This is a genomic window from Undibacterium sp. Ji83W, from assembly GCF_049340385.1.
Classification (GTDB): domain Bacteria; phylum Pseudomonadota; class Gammaproteobacteria; order Burkholderiales; family Burkholderiaceae_D; genus Undibacterium.
In genome coordinates this window covers 88,970-102,954 of the sequence record NZ_JBMPOZ010000008.1, presented here as the reverse complement: position 1 = coordinate 102,954, position 13,985 = coordinate 88,970, and the positions used below count along the sequence as shown (strand labels likewise).

Here is a 13,985-nt window from a genome sequence, read left to right as displayed (position 1 = left end):
TGCATTTTCTTCAGGAAACGGTCGTATTTGAATCAGAATATGGATCGCCATTCTGGCCTCCAGCCAACCAGCCTTGACATAAGAACGGAACGATACTGGTAGCCTTGCCACGCATGAACCTGAAGCCATAAGGCAGTTTGTCCATCGCCAGCGCAACCAGTATTTTCTCCGCCCTGCTCCGCGCAGCCTTGACCAGCGATGCGGCAGGGAAAACAGACAGTGAAGTACCAACCACCAGCACCTTGGCCGCAGTCTCAAGGTGTCGCCTTGACTCTGTCATGTACTCGACATCTTCACCAAACCAGACAATATCAGGGCGGAGCTGTGTGCCGTCTTCGCATAACTGCCCCATGGATATGGGGGCATCATTAATGCGGTAACGCTTGCGCCCTTCTGAAGTACCACGCGCATAGTTCAACTGCCCATGGACATGAATTACATTGGTGGAACCAGCTCTTTCATGCAGGTCATCGACATTTTGAGTGACCACGATTACTTCGTAGGCTGACTCAAGGGCAGCAATCGCACGATGCGCTACATTCGGCTGTGCCTCTGCAGCATGCTTGCGCCGCTCGTTATAAAACTCCAGTACGACTTCTGGATGCGCTTGCCATCCAGCAGGGCTGGCAACCGCTTCCCAGGAGTAGTTATGCCACAAGCCATTCGCATCGCGAAAAGTTGGAATGCCGCTTTCGACACTAATACCAGAGCCGGATAAAATAACGATTTTGTTGGCTTGTATTTCAGGTTTCATGCTTCTGACTTCAATCTAAGACATCAAAGAAGCATCAACCTACCATCACCTGCACGGACGATGTCAATTTCGTTTTCATCATCGTCTTCGTGCCTGCATGTATATTTCGCAATGCCATCCGGTTTGATGGATATACCTATAATCTGTAAATACAAATTATTGCCTGCGAACTTGCTTGCCATGACCTCGACTTTTGATATCTCTGCCAAAAGCGCAGGAAAGATGGCATTGGCCTTTGATAAGCGCAATAAGCGGTCATCCCCTTCAAGGTAGTAAACCCAGACCAGCATGCGGCCTATCTGAAACTCATCCCTGTCCGGGTAAGAGCCTAAAGGGCCGCTGAGTTCATCATCCATTCGCAGGTCCAAAACCGCTTATGCCATCAAGTTTTGGAGCCGAATGACTCCAGCCATTTTTTCTCAGATGCCGTCAGCGTTTTTTGCAGCATGCGTTCCGGCACTTCCCAGACCACGACTTTAGGTGGCTGGGTTTTGAATTCTTTGCTGTTCAGATAGGCAAAGGCAGCGCCATCAAAATCACCACCGTCCTTGGCCAGATTGGCGACTGGGGCACCCAGATGCTGGCTCAGGAAAGGAACGAAATTCGCAGCGCGGCTGAAGGATGTGCCAACCAATGCTACTGTCGGCAAACCTGCATCACCAAACAAATCATCACTGGCAACTGCCACGGGGGCAACCTTGCTGACCTGGGTAACTTCTGTTGCTGGGCGCATCCATGCAGGCAGGCCTTCAAGGTTGGAGACGCGCATCAAATCACCAGAGCGTTCAGTCGTATTACTTTGTATGGACTTGGGGTCAAGTGGTGCAGCCGGTTTGTTGACCAGCCTCAAGGATTGCAGGTGTTCTGCCAAGGTCATTGCGGCCACGTTGGCCCCGCGCTCATTCCAGTGCGAATCACTACGGTAGTAACGCTCGCCCGTCATTGCTGACAGCGCTGGTGCAAAGTTCAGTACTTCGACTTTGTTATTTGCCAGAGTGCCCACCCAGTCATTCAAGCGACCGGAAAAACCTGCTGGGCGATGCAGGCCACATAAATGGCTTTCTTCTATACGGGTTTTATCAGGTACTACAGCAACCACCAGCTTGATGCCACGCATTTGCAGGTCAGCGGCAGTCTGAGTAATGATCCTGGCCCTGGCTGCAGCATTCTCTGCTGCATGCGCATAAGGTGTCAGCTCATCTGACAAAAACAACCAGTCGTCACAACCACGGCGCACAGAAGCACCGGTATCACCTGCGACTGTCCAGCTCACGCCACGTTCAATTTTTGCAAATGGTTTACTTAACAGGAAGTGTTCATTCAACTGGGTTGAAAACTGTCGCGTTGCTTCACCATCCAGCACGCGGCTGATTTTACCTATGCCATCCCATTTTTCTTCGGGTACATTGCGTAAAGATGTCTGGGTAACGGCAAAACCACCCAGCATGATGACACTAAACGCAGCGACAGGAATAAAGCGTGTCCAGCCGGCTTTGTTGGGATCAAAATTAAAACACTCACTCATGATGATCTCCTAAAACTGGAAATACAGAAAGGGAATCGCTTTTTGCCCGGCCAGGACCACGACGGCATAAGCAAAGGTAAGCACTGGCCAGGTCATGCTCCAGCCTGCAAAACCCAGGCCGCCCTGCTTACCTATTTTGGTAGCAGGATAGACAACGCAGATCAGGCCAAGCACAAAGGTCAGGATGATGCTGGGGCGCAGTGCCTGGGCAATCGCATCGCCCATGGCGATACCATGCAGACCAAACTGTCCAGCCCATATGTCAGTCGCGGTGGCAAAGCTGTCGGCACGGAAAACTGTCCACGCCAGCATGACGACCAGTAAGGTCAAGGTGCGCGACAAGTAATTGGGCATGGACAAACCACGCTGGGTAAATGCACGGTCACAGCACAGGGCTGTTCCCTGAATAATGCCCCAGATCAGGTAATTCCAGTTTTCACCACCATGCCAGAGACCACCTATGGCCATGGTCAGCAAAAGATTGATGTAAGTACGGGCCGGGCCACCACGATTACCACCCAGACTGATGTACAGATAGTCACGCAACCATGACGACAATGTCATGTGCCAGCGCCTCCAGAAATCCTGTATTGATACGGCCAGATAAGGATTGTTGAAATTTTCCTGGAAATCAAAACCCAGCATCAGGCCCAGGCCTATGGCCATGGCGCTGTAGCCAGCGAAATCAAAGTACAGTTGCAAGGTGTAGGCAGCACAACCAGTCCAGGCATCTACAATGGTCGGATTGTGCAAACCAAATGCCAGGGTTACGATGGGTGACAAGGTATCTGCAATCAGCACCTTCATCGAGAAACCGACCATGAAGCGGCGTACGCCTGCAGCAAACTTGTCGATAGAAAAAACCCGTTCGCGCAATTCTGTATCAATGACTTTATAACGCACTATCGGGCCAGCAATCAAATGCGGGAACATCGCCATATAGGCGCTGAAAGAAATGATGCTGTACTGTGCTTCTACAGTTTTGCGGCGCACATCGACAATATAAGAAATTGCATGCAAGACCGTAAAGGACAAACCTATAGGCAGCATCAGGTTTTCCCACGGTATGGTGGGCATGTCACGGCCAGTCAAAATGGTATTGAGTGAATACACCAGCATATTGGTGTATTTGTACCAGACCAGTGAAGACAGATTGAGGACGATGGCGATCACCATCAAGCGGGTTTTGCGCTGTTCGCTCTGGCTCTTGTCTATCAGTATTGCGGCGCCCCATGCAAGCACCGTCAAAGCGATGATCAGCAATAAGAATTTGGGTGTCCACCACGCATAAAACAGCCAGCTACCGACCAATAAAGTATGGTTACGAAAACGCTGGGGCGTGACAAGATAAAGCGCAAAAAATAAGGGTAGGAAGAGTGTAAGGAACTCCAGAGACGCAAATACCATAGCCAGACCCCGTATTCAGATCAGGACGTACTGTCGCGTACAAAGAAAGTCTGGCGCGCTTTTTTGCCAGGCATGAGGACCACGCTATAACGTTCACCTGGTTGCAATTGCCCCAGGTCCACAATTTTGCCAGCATCCTTGGTATCACAGATCGCCTGGGTTTTCAGGTTGATGGGGTTAACCAGACGACGCTGCAAACTGGCTGGTTTGACCGCTTCCAGTATCGCTGTATTTTTTTCTGCCACATTCAAACCGGCGGCACTACAAGAGCTATCCAGATTGAGCAAGGCAACAGAAGCTTTACTGGCATTGAAATCTGTCGGTGAGTCTTTGACCACCACTGTTGCTATACCTGTGCCATTGCTGACAATGGCGATGGTGACAAACTCACCTGGCTTGGCGACAACTTCCACCGCTGTTTTTGCGCTGCCGACCTGCACATTAGCTGCCAGTTTGGCACCCGCCTTGACTGGATAAAAACGGGAAACCCTGCCATCACCCTGAGCAGCCAAAGCCACTTTGGCTGCTCCGTTGACCACACTGGCTTTATCTTCGCTCGCATTGAGGAACCTGACAAAGGACGAATCCTGGGCAGGCCCGGTTTCATACAAAGGATTGTCAGCATGCGCCGCCAGAGTCAAGGTTGAAGTCAGGCAAGCAAAAATAAGCTTTTTCATGTGAGGTCAGAGTCCGTAATTATTTTTTAATGTTTTGCAAAACCGCAGGAGAAGAAATGGCATTGCCAATTGCCGTACCCCAGGCTTTGTAGCCTGCCAGATCAAAATGCTGACCATCAGACGATGCCCACTCACCCGGTTTGGACATAGTCAGCGAATCGATATAAGTACAGGGAGCGACGATCTCGGACAAATAACCTGACATTTCTTTGGCACGGGCAAAAGTCTTGTTGAATTTGCCGCCTTCCGTACCCCAGGCCGGGCCAACCCAAACGCAACCTACTGCATTGTTTTTGACACCCTTGGTCAGGCGTGACACTTGTTGCCAGATCCAGGTCTTGGGCAATTCAGGAGCGGCATAAGATGCCATGGTGTCACCGTTGACCACGACAACCAGGTTAGGCTTGTAGGTTTTGACCAGTTCATTGAATGGACGGGTCATCGCATCCTGCCCCGTTTTCACTTCTACCGGACCATCCTTGAAACGTGTAGCACCACCGCAAGGTGATTGACTCTTCACCATCCAGTCACCTGCTGCAACGCCGCAGGCACCAAAGGAATACACTACGGCACCCTTGCTCATGAGATCATCGTGCAATGTGGTGATCAGGTAATCAGGGGTGGACATGTGGCTATCGCCAATGATCAGGACGGTCAGTCCGGCTAACAGTGCGCTCATATTTTGTTCACTTTACAAATTCATTTTAAAAATATTCGCTTTTTTGCATGTCATTTTTTAAGCCGACATGCCGGCGAATTCCAGTTCCAGATTTTGCATTTATTAACACTTGGTTGCATTTGCTTACAATTTACTGCGAATGTCGCCCAACCTCGGCGCTTATCACTAACATTTATGCAAATACAGCAATGAAATCTAGTTTAAACAAACCAATATGAAATTCCAGCTAGTTGACGAAAGTTCACAAATGCAATTTTCCACAGGGAAACTTTAGATAAATAGCAACAATCCTGGTGGTAAAACTCCGGCACCAAAAACTGACGCAAAATCAGTATTAACTGGCGTAAATAATGCTAAGCTTAGGCTGGGCAATATTTAAGAAGCCCGGCAGCTTCATTAGCTGGCAAAACCCAAGTAAAATGGGTCAAACTTGCCTGCTCCCAGAATTTAATATGGGCAGCCCTGATTAATCCCTTATAATTAAGCAGTTATGACAAGCGGCGGCAAGCTTAATTTGCTGCCCGTTTTATTTATGGCTATCAAACATTTCCTGCAGTTCTCCGATTTCTCCCTGTCCGAGTTTGAATATGTGATGCAGCGCGCCCGCATCATCAAACAACGCTTCAAGGCTTATCAGACCTATCACCCATTACTGGATAGAACCCTGGTGATGGTGTTCGAAAAAAATTCCACCCGTACCCGATTGTCATTTGAAGCAGGCATGCATCAACTGGGCGGCGCTGCAATTTACCTCAACACCCGTGATAGCCAGTTGGGCCGCGGTGAACCGGTAGAGGATGCAGGCCAGGTCATGTCACGCATGTGCGACATCATCATGATCCGCACTTTTGAGCAGGAAATGATAGAACGCTTTGCAGCGAATTCGCGCGTGCCCGTCATCAATGGCCTGACCAATCAACATCACCCCTGCCAGGTATTGGCGGACGTGTTTACCTATATTGAGCACCGTGGCTCCATCACCGGTAAAAAGGTGGCATGGATAGGCGATGCCAACAACATGTTGTACTCCTGGTTGCAGGCAGCCCAGGTATTCAACTTCCACCTGCACATCTCTACGCCCAAAGGCTATGACATCGATATGGCGCAGGTAACGGCAGACAAATCGCAATACACGGTATTTGACAGCCCGTCTGACGCTTGTGCCGGTGTTGATCTGGTGAATACCGATGTCTGGACCAGCATGGGTTATGAAGATGAAAACCAGGCCCGCCTGAAAGCATTTGATGGCTGGATAGTCGATGAAGCCAAAATGGCCCGCGCCCATCCTGACGCCCTGTTCATGCACTGCCTGCCAGCACACCGTGGTGAAGAAGTCTCTGCCGGTGTGATAGATGGCCCGCAATCAGTAGTCTGGGACGAAGCCGAAAACCGCCTGCACGTACAAAAAGCCTTGCTGGAATATTTGGTGGTTGGCGAGATTCGCTGAGTTTGTCATTTTAAGAAAAGACCTCTCAACACAGAGGCGCGGAGACACAGAGTAAGCACAGAGGAAAAACCGAAGAAAATCTTGTTGGTACGAGATTATTCTTGAATCAGTGGCCTGTGAATGAAATCGTTTCTCTGGGAATCGCATTTGTATTGGAAAGGTAAGCTCAAATAAATCTCTCCATCGAAGTAACGTGGCTGAAAAATATGATGTTTTTCCTCATGCTTTTCTCTGTGCCTCTGTGTCTCCGTGGTGAGCTTTTTGGTCTTCCCTTATTATTTATTTTTGAAAGCACATCATGAGCGATACTAAAAAAGTCGTCCTCGCCTATTCTGGCGGTCTGGATACCTCTGTCATTTTGAAATGGCTGCAAGATAATTATCAGTGCGAAATCGTCACTTTCACTGCCGATCTGGGCCAGGGTGAAGAGCTGGAACCAGCGCGTGCCAAGGCCATCAAGTTTGGTATCAAGCCTGAAAATATTTACATCGATGATGTGCGTGAAGAATTCGTGCGCGACTTCGTCTTCCCTATGTTCCGCGCCAATACCGTGTATGAAGGTGAATACCTGCTGGGTACCTCCATCGCCCGTCCACTGATCGCCAAACGCCTGATCGAAATCGCCAAAGAAACTGGTGCCGACACCATTTCCCACGGTGCGACCGGCAAGGGTAATGACCAGGTGCGTTTCGAACTGGGTGCCTATGCGCTGATGCCAGGCATTAAGATCATTGCCCCATGGCGTGAATGGGATTTGCTGTCCCGTGAAAAACTGATGAAATATGCTGAAGATGCAGGCATAGAAATCGACCAGAAACATAAAAACGGCGGCGCGCCCTACTCCATGGATGCCAACCTGTTACACATCAGTTTTGAAGGCCGCCACCTGGAAAATCCAAGTGCGGAAGCCGAAGAATCCATGTGGCGCTGGACTGTCAGCCCCGAGGCTGCGCCAGACCAGGCAGAATATCTGGATGTAGAATTTGAGCGCGGTGACATCGTTGCCCTGAATGGCGTACGCATGTCGCCAGCGACGGTACTGACTGAACTGAACCGCCTGGGTGGCAAGCACGGCATAGGCCGTCTGGACCTGGTCGAAAACCGTTATGTCGGCATGAAGTCCCGCGGCTGCTATGAAACGCCAGGCGGCACCATAATGCTGCGCGCCCACCGCGCGATAGAATCCATCACTCTGGACCGTGAAGTCGCCCATCTGAAAGATGACCTGATGCCACGTTACGCCAGCCTGATTTACAACGGCTACTGGTGGGCACCAGAGCGCGTCGCGCTGCAAACCCTGATTGATCATACTCAACACACAGTCAATGGCTGGGTACGCCTGAAGCTGTACAAGGGCAATGTCATCACGGTCTCGCGCGATTCCAAAACCGATTCGCTGTTCGACATGAACATCGCAACCTTTGATGAAGATGGCGGCGCCTACAACCAGGCTGACGCTGGCGGCTTTATCAAACTGAATGCATTGCGCATGCGTATTGCTGCCAATGCCCGCGCAAAACGCGGTCAGTAACGCAGTCAATAAAATCTGAATACTTAAATTATTCCCGACCCGCCCATTCACTTGCGCGGGTCTTTTTTTCGGAGTTATCCTACATGTCTACCCAATTTGATCAAGTCAGCGTCGTTAAAAAAGCCAATCTGTATTTCGATGGCAAATGTGTGTCCCACACCGTATTGTTTGCCGACGGCAGTAAAAAAACCATAGGCGTCATCTTCCCGTCCAGCCTGGTATTTAATACCGCAGCAGCCGAGATCATGGAACTGAATGCAGGCAAATGCCGTATTCGCCTCAAGGGCGAAACTGAATGGAATACTTATGAAGGCGGTCAGCAATTCAATGTCCCTGCCAATTCCAGCTTTGAAATTGAAACCATTGATACGCTGGATTATGTTTGCCACTTCATCTGATGAGGCGTAGATAGCAGCGATACATCATCGTTGTTACAGGTAAAAGTACGATATAAAGCAACTGAAAAAACTTAGGCTTGATCAGTTGCATCACCATGCAATTGGTAACAGTGCAAAGCCAGTTCACGCAAACGCTGGCGCAATGCCAGCGGTGCGATAACTTCCAGCTCCGGCCCTATTCCCAAGAGCATTTGCGCGGCGTGCTCTATGGTTTCTATGGGCAAGCTCATGGTTTGCCATGCTTGATCCATTCCATGGACTATGGATTCCCTTTGCATTTCTACCGCCTGTGCTGCAAAAGCACCCAGTTTGCTTATCCTGTCCAGACCTGTCGCTGACACACGCAAATGCGCAGTGTTTGATCGCAGTTCGGCTTCAAACCTTGCTGTCGCTTCACTCCAGAAGCCGGGCAAATCAAAATCATCTGGTCTGTCAAAAAGTTCATCCAGTACTTGCATGTCGGTGATATGTATAACTTTGAAAATGCGGATTTTTTTGGAGCTACTGGCATGGCTCTGACTATTCGCCACCAGGTACCATGCTCCCGCCTTGAGCACCAGCCCCAAAGGCTCCATTTGCCATTGCCGCAAGCCAGACCAGCTTTCATAACTGCTTTTCAATTTCTGCTGCGCCAGCACGGCACGCGCGATACGGGGTAATTCCATGGCGCTTTGCTCACTGCGGTACCAGTCATTGGTATCCAGGTGAAAGCAGTCGGCGATACGGCGCGAACCTTCGCGCAAGCTGGGTGGCAACGATGCCATGAGCTTGCGGCTGGCGCGCGTGGCAGCATTGCCCAGTCCCAGCGCAATGGCCGGCCCTGGCAGGCCTATCATGAACAGGGCTTCTGCTTCGTCATTTTCCAGGCCGGTAAACTGGCTGCGATAACCTGCCATCAATTGAAAGCCGCCATGTGGCCCCCGGTCGCTCTGCACCGGGATACCTGCCGCACTGAGTTCATCAATATCGCGATAGATGGTGCGGACAGAGACTTCAAACTCGGCGGCCAATGCCTCTGCAGACACCCTGCCGCGCAATTGCAGCAAGATCAGGATGGAAAGCAAACGGCTGGCACGCATAAATGACAACTCCTGAATAATTCCTGACATTCCTTGTCAAGAATTGCAGCCTATCATGGCTACGCTTTTCAAAACAAGCTCAATTCACAAGCTCAATCAAGGAGATACGCCATGAGCGCAACCAACCACGACCCGCAAAGAAGAGTCTTGCTGCAAACCGCTGCGGGAATAGCTGTCAGCCAGTTAGCCGCCAATGAAGCAGTAGCCACAGAAAGCACAAAATCTATGAGCAAGAAACAGCACAATGGCAAACCGGGTGAATTTGATTTCCTCAGCGGCTCATGGAAAATCAGTCACAGGCGTTTGAAGAACCGTGTCACCAGGGAATGGGATGTGTTTGAAGGTGAAGCCACTTGCTGGAGTATCCTCGGCGGCGTCGTCAGCGTTGAAGAGTTGCGCATACCGGCACGCAATTTCAGTGGCATGGGCTTGCGCACGCTGGATGTGGAAAACAAGCAATGGTCAGACTTTTGGGTAAATGGGCGCGCAGGTGTACTCACGCCACCCGGTGTCATCGGCGGTTTTGAGAATGGTGTCGGCTTATTTGTTTCAGATGAAGAAGAGGAAGGCCAACCCATCAAGGTACGGGGCATCTGGGACAACATCTCTGCCACGACTTGCCGCTGGCAGCAGGCGGCTTCCCGCGATGGTGGGAAAACCTGGGAAGACAACTGGATCATGGATTGGGTGCGTATGAGCTAAACCCACTATCCCGCTAGCTGCATGATGAGTTGCAAACTGCGGCAGGATCACTACCCTGCCGCTATCTGGAAACCCACCAAACCATCAATGGATTTTTTCCAAAGCTGAATCCAGTACTTCCGGTTTAAAGCCGCGAATCTGACGATTGCCAACCAAAATCATGGGGACTATTTCCCCTTTCAACTGCTTGAATTCTTGCTTGGCTTTTTCAGATTCGTTAATGTCTAATTTCACATAGGCAATATTCTTGGCTTTCAGGTAATCCTGGGCTTTTGCACAATATGGGCAAGTCGCGGTGGAGTACAGCACGACTTTCGTTTTAGCGTCTGGGAAATAGGCGCTGTAATCCCCTTCGATATAAGAAGGCGTCAGCCAGCGCGGAACATTCGCTGCTGCCAACCCCACGGCCAAACCTGCAACAAGTATCAAGGCATATGAAGCGATTGATTTCAGTTTCTGTTTTAGCATTTTTCCATCTTTCATCGATTGGTCAAACTAGGCTGCACACCAAGTTTCAATAACTGTCAGGCCAGCAAATGTATTGTCTGAAATTCATGGCAACTAGTATTGAACAATATTCCGCCAAAGCAAATATTGTCAATATAAATATTTAATAAGTATATTCAATAAATACATATTGACTTGATGACATCGTTAAAATAATATCAACGAGTTGAGATTACTCTCAATACCACGGCATTTGACTTTCATACAACCACAGGAGTCAGTAATGAGCAAAGTGAAAAAAGCGTTGTTTACATTTTTTGTCGGTGTTGGCATTTCCTTCGGTATCGCAGGAAGCGCATCCGCATTAGTTCCATGCGAAACTTGTTACGCATGGTATGAAGAGTGCCAGAATGGCAATCAGGATTCTTGCAACAACTTTTTCAACCCACGCTATCGTTGCGCAGGTTGCTGATTTATTGATTCAGGTTTGAAACAAGCGGCCAGCTACATTCAGTGCTGGTCGCTTTTTGTTTGGGTATCTCTCTTGCCAGAAATTAAACCAATGGCTTACATCGGCAGTTCGTCACATCTTGCGGGCTTGTTCAGACTTATCCGAAAGACGAAATGAGTTCTGCTTAGCCTTTTGCTTTTTTCTGTTCCGCCTGGTAAGCCTCAATTTGCGGCAACAGCGCAAGCCGTCTCTCCAGACTGGACTCTGACCAATATAAGTCCCTGTCATAGTATTGAGCCATTACTGGTACTCCCCCGGTCAAATTTACCCAGGGCTGTTTTGATTCAGTATAAATATGGATATCTGGCGGCAGATGATCCGGCTGGTCGAGTGTCCCTACCCGCACAAAACGCAGCAATGGACCAGCGCCAGCATAATTACTCCAGATAGCAACGCGACATGCAGGACAACGGGCAAACAACTGCCCCTTGCCGCTTTCAGAAGGGGTATCCACCATCTCCGGCTCGGCACCCAGATTTTGCATGCGATCGGCTTCAATCACTGCATTCAAGGCAAAGGCAGTGCCACTTTCGCGCTGGCACCAACGGCAATGGCAGCAATGCACAATCAGCGGCGCACTGAGCATGCGATAACGTAACTGACCGCAATCACAAGCGCCTTCGAGTGGGTAAATCGATGCAGATGTCATCTTGCGTTTCCTTTTTGCATCCTTTGTGTCGCCTGTCTTTGCCTGGGTAAATGATGCCTTTGCTACTTACAAATGCAAACCAAAACGCCCGAGGCCCAGAATGCCTATGAGGCCGATGGCAATCAGATACAGTGCCACGATGAAACTGACAAGTTTGGGTTTGATCAATATGCAAATTCCAGCGACGAGGGCAAGGATGGGCATGAGGGACAGGTGTATGTTCATGTATAGCTATTCTATGGTTAACTAAGTTGGTGGTGCATGACAGTCTTGCCTGTCATGCATGCCATATAGTTCCATAGAGTCACGGGATGTTCAAGTCTCAAGCACCTGGTTTTTTCACTAATCCTTTCATCAGATAGCTGGAAAAATCCTGTAGCAATTATTTACTCAGCACATCCTCCACTATTTTCTATAGCTCTCCAGATTTTTTCATGTCGATCAAAATCTGGTTCAATACCCGCATGAAATCAGCCTTGTGGGGATGACGTCCATTATCGCGATTGGTATATCCCAGATAAGCCTGCTCCTGATTGATGACTGCCGCTTCGACAATGACCTGACTGGTATCACCATAGACATAGGTCATCCTTGATGCGCTCTTTTTTCCACAAGATGGACAGACGATCATTGACATAAAAGATAGCTTGTTTTTTACATAATTTACAATATTTCTGTTATCTTTATAACTTGCTATTTCATCTAGAATTCATCAGTGGAGAAAAAATATGGCGACCAATAGCACTGTTCAAGGAATTGACGTTTCCCATTATCAGGGGACAGTCAACTGGGCTGCTGTCAAAACCGCCGGGATAGGCTTTGCCTTTGCCAAGGCCACAGATGGCAATACCTATACTGACCCGCAGTTCAAAACCAATTGGACAGCGATAAAGGCAGCAGGATTATTGCGCGGGGCTTACCACTTTTATGAGAGCAATGATGACCCGGTAACGCAGGCTAATAATTTCATCAAGGCGGTAGGAAGTATTGCAATTGGGGACTTGCCCCCTGTAGTGGATATTGAAATCAACAAAGGTGGATTTGGTAGTGCGACGCTGGCTGCCAATCTGCAAATATGGCTCAACACTGTAGAACAGGCGCTGGGCCGCACACCGATGATTTATACCGGGCCATCATTCTGGAACCAGAATATGAACAACAGCTTTTCCAGATATGCACTGTGGATCGCGCAATATGGCGCATCACAGCCAACAGTGCCGAAAGGCTGGAGCAAATGGACATTCTGGCAAAATTCAGAATCCGGTAGCGTGGCTGGCATTACTGGAAATGTCGATACCGATATCTTTGCGGGCTCCATGGCTGATCTGCTGGCTTTTGCCGCGAACAAATAGCAGTGCACATTTTCCAATTGAACCAGACAGAAGTTGTCTGGTTCAATTGATACTGAATTGCTGCACTCTCCGTCTTATCCCTCTTCCCCCCAAAAAACCGCCACATTCTTGCTCCCCGGCCTGAAGCATGACAATAAGTCTTCATCAAAATTTTCTTTCAAGCAATTCTTAAAAATTGTGAATCCACTCTGTAACTGCCCGCGTATATATCCGTGCAGTAACAAGACTGCGTACTTGAAAATGAAGAGGACATCATGACAGATTTGAATATTTCTACTGTGGCTGGCAAGCGCCGCCATTTTTTTCGCGTTGCCTCCGGCGTCGCTTTATCGACGTCAGCACTGCGCATTGGTGCATAAGTAATGATGGATCTTTTCAACATGAACTCTTCCTCAGCACAGCAGAATAAATTAAACAAAGATAACTGGCTGAAAAGCCTGGCCATCTGCCTGCTGCCATTCAGCATTACCTGCATAGCTGCTGATGCACTGGCAGCAAGGGCAGATGAAATACAAGCTGGCAAGGTCACATACGAAGCACGCTGCCTGGGTTGTCATTCTGTAGATGCCAACAATATTGGTCCCAGGCATGCCAATGTGTTTGGCCGCAAGGCTGGCAGCATCAAAGATTTTGAATATTCACCTGCCTTGCGCAATGCCAACATAGTCTGGAATGAAAAAACCCTGGACCGCTGGCTGCAAGACCCGGAATCTTATATCCCCGGCCAGCAAATGGATGTCAGCGTCAGCAAAGCCGACGACAGAAAAAACCTGATCGCTTACCTGAAAACCCTGGGCATGAAAAACGATAAGCTCCATCGACATTAG

18 protein-coding genes are annotated in these 13,985 nt (G+C 49.2%); 7 read left to right on the top strand and 11 right to left on the bottom strand.

Annotated features, from left to right (window positions below; translation table 11 throughout):
* Nucleotides 1-10 precede the first annotated feature (10 nt).
* Genes ACO0LD_RS15030 through ACO0LD_RS15005 form a run of 6 tightly spaced genes read right to left on the bottom strand, consistent with a single transcriptional unit; the run spans nucleotide 11 to nucleotide 5,042 of the window.
* Nucleotides 11-754 carry a Sir2 family NAD-dependent protein deacetylase gene (locus tag ACO0LD_RS15030; RefSeq protein ID WP_423008161.1) on the bottom strand — a complete coding sequence of 248 codons (744 nt, stop codon included), beginning with the start codon at nucleotides 752-754 and terminating at the stop codon, nucleotides 11-13.
* 23 nt (nucleotides 755-777) lie between these two features.
* Nucleotides 778-1,110, bottom strand: coding sequence for a hypothetical protein (locus tag ACO0LD_RS15025; protein WP_423008159.1), 333 nt, complete (start codon nucleotides 1,108-1,110; stop codon nucleotides 778-780).
* Nucleotides 1,111-1,136: 26 nt separating this feature from the next.
* On the bottom strand, nucleotides 1,137-2,279 hold the full coding sequence (locus ACO0LD_RS15020) for an alginate O-acetyltransferase AlgX-related protein (RefSeq protein WP_423008157.1): 1,143 nt from the start codon (nucleotides 2,277-2,279) through the stop codon (nucleotides 1,137-1,139).
* A 9-nt stretch (nucleotides 2,280-2,288) separates the two neighbouring features.
* Nucleotides 2,289-3,686 carry an MBOAT family O-acyltransferase gene (locus ACO0LD_RS15015; RefSeq protein ID WP_423008155.1) on the bottom strand — a complete coding sequence of 466 codons (1,398 nt, stop codon included), beginning with the start codon at nucleotides 3,684-3,686 and terminating at the stop codon, nucleotides 2,289-2,291.
* A 20-nt stretch (nucleotides 3,687-3,706) separates the two neighbouring features.
* Entirely contained in the window at nucleotides 3,707-4,363 is a 657-nt protein-coding gene (locus ACO0LD_RS15010; protein WP_423008153.1) for an alginate O-acetyltransferase AlgF, read from the bottom strand.
* 19 nt (nucleotides 4,364-4,382) lie between these two features.
* Nucleotides 4,383-5,042 (bottom strand): SGNH/GDSL hydrolase family protein, encoded by a 660-nt coding sequence (locus ACO0LD_RS15005; RefSeq protein WP_423008151.1) that lies wholly within the window; start codon nucleotides 5,040-5,042, stop codon nucleotides 4,383-4,385.
* Nucleotides 5,043-5,574: 532 nt separating this feature from the next.
* Here ACO0LD_RS15005 and argF point away from each other — a divergent pair.
* The 3 genes from argF (at nucleotide 5,575) to ACO0LD_RS14990 (ending at nucleotide 8,418) form a co-directional block, all read left to right on the top strand.
* Nucleotides 5,575-6,489: an ornithine carbamoyltransferase gene (argF, locus tag ACO0LD_RS15000; protein ID WP_423008149.1), complete on the top strand. Its 915-nt coding sequence runs from the start codon at nucleotides 5,575-5,577 to the stop codon at nucleotides 6,487-6,489.
* Between the two features lie 298 nt (nucleotides 6,490-6,787).
* Nucleotides 6,788-8,020: an argininosuccinate synthase gene (locus ACO0LD_RS14995; protein ID WP_423008147.1), complete on the top strand. Its 1,233-nt coding sequence runs from the start codon at nucleotides 6,788-6,790 to the stop codon at nucleotides 8,018-8,020.
* An 83-nt stretch (nucleotides 8,021-8,103) separates the two neighbouring features.
* Nucleotides 8,104-8,418, top strand: coding sequence for a pyrimidine/purine nucleoside phosphorylase (locus ACO0LD_RS14990; protein WP_423008145.1), 315 nt, complete (start codon nucleotides 8,104-8,106; stop codon nucleotides 8,416-8,418).
* 71 nt (nucleotides 8,419-8,489) lie between these two features.
* Here the strand turns inward: ACO0LD_RS14990 and ACO0LD_RS14985 are convergent, their stop codons facing one another.
* A complete protein-coding gene (locus ACO0LD_RS14985; protein ID WP_423008143.1) occupies nucleotides 8,490-9,497 on the bottom strand; it encodes a helix-turn-helix transcriptional regulator in 1,008 nt (335 codons plus the stop codon).
* A 111-nt stretch (nucleotides 9,498-9,608) separates the two neighbouring features.
* Here ACO0LD_RS14985 and ACO0LD_RS14980 point away from each other — a divergent pair, with 111 nt between their 5' ends.
* Complete coding sequence (locus ACO0LD_RS14980; RefSeq protein WP_423008141.1) at nucleotides 9,609-10,199, top strand: hypothetical protein; 591 nt, start codon at nucleotides 9,609-9,611, stop codon at nucleotides 10,197-10,199.
* Nucleotides 10,200-10,283: 84 nt separating this feature from the next.
* Here the strand turns inward: ACO0LD_RS14980 and ACO0LD_RS14975 are convergent, their stop codons facing one another.
* On the bottom strand, nucleotides 10,284-10,682 hold the full coding sequence (locus tag ACO0LD_RS14975) for a glutaredoxin family protein (protein WP_423008140.1): 399 nt from the start codon (nucleotides 10,680-10,682) through the stop codon (nucleotides 10,284-10,286).
* A 247-nt stretch (nucleotides 10,683-10,929) separates the two neighbouring features.
* On the opposite strand from ACO0LD_RS14975, the gene ACO0LD_RS14970 reads away from it, so the two are divergent.
* Entirely contained in the window at nucleotides 10,930-11,118 is a 189-nt protein-coding gene (locus ACO0LD_RS14970) for a hypothetical protein (RefSeq protein WP_423008138.1), read from the top strand.
* A 163-nt stretch (nucleotides 11,119-11,281) separates the two neighbouring features.
* Here the strand turns inward: ACO0LD_RS14970 and ACO0LD_RS14965 are convergent, their stop codons facing one another.
* The 3 genes from ACO0LD_RS14965 to ACO0LD_RS14955 all read right to left on the bottom strand — a co-directional run bounded on the left by ACO0LD_RS14965 (nucleotide 11,282) and on the right by ACO0LD_RS14955 (nucleotide 12,395).
* Nucleotides 11,282-11,806 carry a GFA family protein gene (locus ACO0LD_RS14965; RefSeq protein ID WP_423008136.1) on the bottom strand — a complete coding sequence of 175 codons (525 nt, stop codon included), beginning with the start codon at nucleotides 11,804-11,806 and terminating at the stop codon, nucleotides 11,282-11,284.
* A 66-nt stretch (nucleotides 11,807-11,872) separates the two neighbouring features.
* Complete coding sequence (locus tag ACO0LD_RS14960; protein ID WP_162040668.1) at nucleotides 11,873-12,031, bottom strand: DUF3096 domain-containing protein; 159 nt, start codon at nucleotides 12,029-12,031, stop codon at nucleotides 11,873-11,875.
* 187 nt (nucleotides 12,032-12,218) lie between these two features.
* A complete protein-coding gene (locus ACO0LD_RS14955; RefSeq protein WP_423008134.1) occupies nucleotides 12,219-12,395 on the bottom strand; it encodes a hypothetical protein in 177 nt (58 codons plus the stop codon).
* Nucleotides 12,396-12,534: 139 nt separating this feature from the next.
* Here ACO0LD_RS14955 and ACO0LD_RS14950 point away from each other — a divergent pair, with 139 nt between their 5' ends.
* Nucleotides 12,535-13,158 carry a glycoside hydrolase family 25 protein gene (locus ACO0LD_RS14950; protein ID WP_423008132.1) on the top strand — a complete coding sequence of 208 codons (624 nt, stop codon included), beginning with the start codon at nucleotides 12,535-12,537 and terminating at the stop codon, nucleotides 13,156-13,158.
* A gap of 380 nt (nucleotides 13,159-13,538) precedes the next feature.
* The gene (locus ACO0LD_RS14945; RefSeq protein WP_423008130.1) at nucleotides 13,539-13,985 is read left to right on the top strand and encodes a c-type cytochrome; all 447 of its coding nucleotides are present in this window, start codon (nucleotides 13,539-13,541) and stop codon (nucleotides 13,983-13,985) included.

Bases quoted from the DNA above. Each gene is read 5' to 3' on its own strand.
- ACO0LD_RS15030 (WP_423008161.1), bottom strand. From the start codon at position 754: ATGAAACCTGAAATACAAGCCAACAAAATCGTTATTTTATCCGGCTCT.
- ACO0LD_RS15025 (WP_423008159.1), bottom strand. From the start codon at position 1,110: ATGGATGATGAACTCAGCGGCCCTTTAGGCTCTTACCCGGACAGGGAT.
- ACO0LD_RS15020 (WP_423008157.1), bottom strand. From the start codon at position 2,279: ATGAGTGAGTGTTTTAATTTTGATCCCAACAAAGCCGGCTGGACACGC.
- ACO0LD_RS15015 (WP_423008155.1), bottom strand. From the start codon at position 3,686: ATGGTATTTGCGTCTCTGGAGTTCCTTACACTCTTCCTACCCTTATTT.
- ACO0LD_RS15010 (WP_423008153.1), bottom strand. From the start codon at position 4,363: ATGAAAAAGCTTATTTTTGCTTGCCTGACTTCAACCTTGACTCTGGCG.
- ACO0LD_RS15005 (WP_423008151.1), bottom strand. From the start codon at position 5,042: ATGAGCGCACTGTTAGCCGGACTGACCGTCCTGATCATTGGCGATAGC.
- argF (WP_423008149.1), top strand. From the start codon at position 5,575: ATGGCTATCAAACATTTCCTGCAGTTCTCCGATTTCTCCCTGTCCGAG.
- ACO0LD_RS14995 (WP_423008147.1), top strand. From the start codon at position 6,788: ATGAGCGATACTAAAAAAGTCGTCCTCGCCTATTCTGGCGGTCTGGAT.
- ACO0LD_RS14990 (WP_423008145.1), top strand. From the start codon at position 8,104: ATGTCTACCCAATTTGATCAAGTCAGCGTCGTTAAAAAAGCCAATCTG.
- ACO0LD_RS14985 (WP_423008143.1), bottom strand. From the start codon at position 9,497: ATGCGTGCCAGCCGTTTGCTTTCCATCCTGATCTTGCTGCAATTGCGC.
- ACO0LD_RS14980 (WP_423008141.1), top strand. From the start codon at position 9,609: ATGAGCGCAACCAACCACGACCCGCAAAGAAGAGTCTTGCTGCAAACC.
- ACO0LD_RS14975 (WP_423008140.1), bottom strand. From the start codon at position 10,682: ATGAAAGATGGAAAAATGCTAAAACAGAAACTGAAATCAATCGCTTCA.
- ACO0LD_RS14970 (WP_423008138.1), top strand. From the start codon at position 10,930: ATGAGCAAAGTGAAAAAAGCGTTGTTTACATTTTTTGTCGGTGTTGGC.
- ACO0LD_RS14965 (WP_423008136.1), bottom strand. From the start codon at position 11,806: ATGACATCTGCATCGATTTACCCACTCGAAGGCGCTTGTGATTGCGGT.
- ACO0LD_RS14960 (WP_162040668.1), bottom strand. From the start codon at position 12,031: ATGAACATACACCTGTCCCTCATGCCCATCCTTGCCCTCGTCGCTGGA.
- ACO0LD_RS14955 (WP_423008134.1), bottom strand. From the start codon at position 12,395: ATGACCTATGTCTATGGTGATACCAGTCAGGTCATTGTCGAAGCGGCA.
- ACO0LD_RS14950 (WP_423008132.1), top strand. From the start codon at position 12,535: ATGGCGACCAATAGCACTGTTCAAGGAATTGACGTTTCCCATTATCAG.
- ACO0LD_RS14945 (WP_423008130.1), top strand. From the start codon at position 13,539: ATGAACTCTTCCTCAGCACAGCAGAATAAATTAAACAAAGATAACTGG.